Annotated in this window: 2 protein-coding genes; one reads left to right on the forward strand and one right to left on the reverse strand. The window is 67.7% G+C overall.

The genetic code is table 11. The features are described from left to right. The coding region (locus tag VPH46_RS16320; protein WP_416612917.1) for a M48 family metallopeptidase at nucleotides 1–617 on the forward strand (617 nt) is incomplete at its 5' end. 123 nt (nucleotides 618–740) lie between these two features. Here the strand turns inward: VPH46_RS16320 and VPH46_RS16325 are convergent. Beyond that, nucleotides 741–1,088 (reverse strand): hypothetical protein (locus VPH46_RS16325; protein WP_416612919.1); only part of this gene is annotated, 348 nt, incomplete at its 5' end.

Here is a 1,088-nt window from a genome sequence, read left to right on the forward strand (position 1 = left end):
TCCGGGTCGCCGCCCAGCTTGCCGCGCTGCCGCCTGCCGAGCCGCTGGAGGTGCGCGGCCGCAGAGCGGACACGCCCTACACCCGCACCGTACACCCGGTGCCCGCCTGCCGCAGCCGTTTCGAGGTCGAGATCGGCACCGCGTGGACCGCCAAGGCTGATGGCGAGATGGTCCAGATCGGCAGCCCGTTCCTGGAAAGCTATCCCGAGGACCAGCTGGCGGCCGCGGTCGCCCATGAGCTCGCGCACAACATCCTGCACCATCGCGAGCGACTGGAAGCCAAGAACGTCGACTATGGCATGCTGTCCGGCTTCGGCCGCAACGCCCGCTATTTCCGCCAGACCGAGCTGGAAGCCGACATCCTGTCGGTGTCGCTGCTCGCCAACGCCGGCTACGATCCGCAAGGAGCGGTGCGGTTCTGGCAGGATTTCGGGCCCAAGCATGCCGGGGCCTTCCTGCGCAGCCGCTCGCACCCGGCATGGAAAGACCGGGTGGCGACGATCCACCACGCGATCGCGGCGCTGGGCCCCGAGCGGCCGCACCGGCCGGCGCTGCTCGAGACGCGCGACCGGCCGCTCAGTGGCGACTGGCAGGCACTGCTGGTGAAGGCACGGTAGGCACGAGCGGTACGCCGATTTGCCGCTCAGGCGCCGGCTTTCTCTATCGCCCGAGCCCGGACGTATCTGAGCAGGGTGCTGCGCATTTCGGGACGGAACCGCCTTGGGCGCCGTTCTCTAGCTTCAGGCCGGCACCACGCTGATGTCGTCAATCCAGCGCTCTTGCTTTCCGGACGTTGGCGGCCCTTCGATCCGGAGCCACTGCTCGGCACAGCCGCTTGCAGGGACGCCAAAGGCGGTCGCGCGCCTCTCCACCTTGCCGTCACTTTCGACCATCGCTTCGACCAGCAGATTTTCCCGGCCTGCCGTGCGGCACAGGATCCGGATCTTCGGGTTTTCCCGGCTCGAGGATGCTCCGGTGCGATAGTGCAGGATATAGTGCCCCGGCGTCAGCACCAGGAGCTGCTGTGCGGCAATCCCGCCCGCCGTATAGTTCGCCCTTAGCTCAAGCTGGGTTCCCTGATCCAAGAC

This window comes from Sphingomonas sp. MJ1 (PH-R8) (assembly GCF_048058635.1).
GTDB lineage: Bacteria > Pseudomonadota > Alphaproteobacteria > Sphingomonadales > Sphingomonadaceae > Sphingomonas.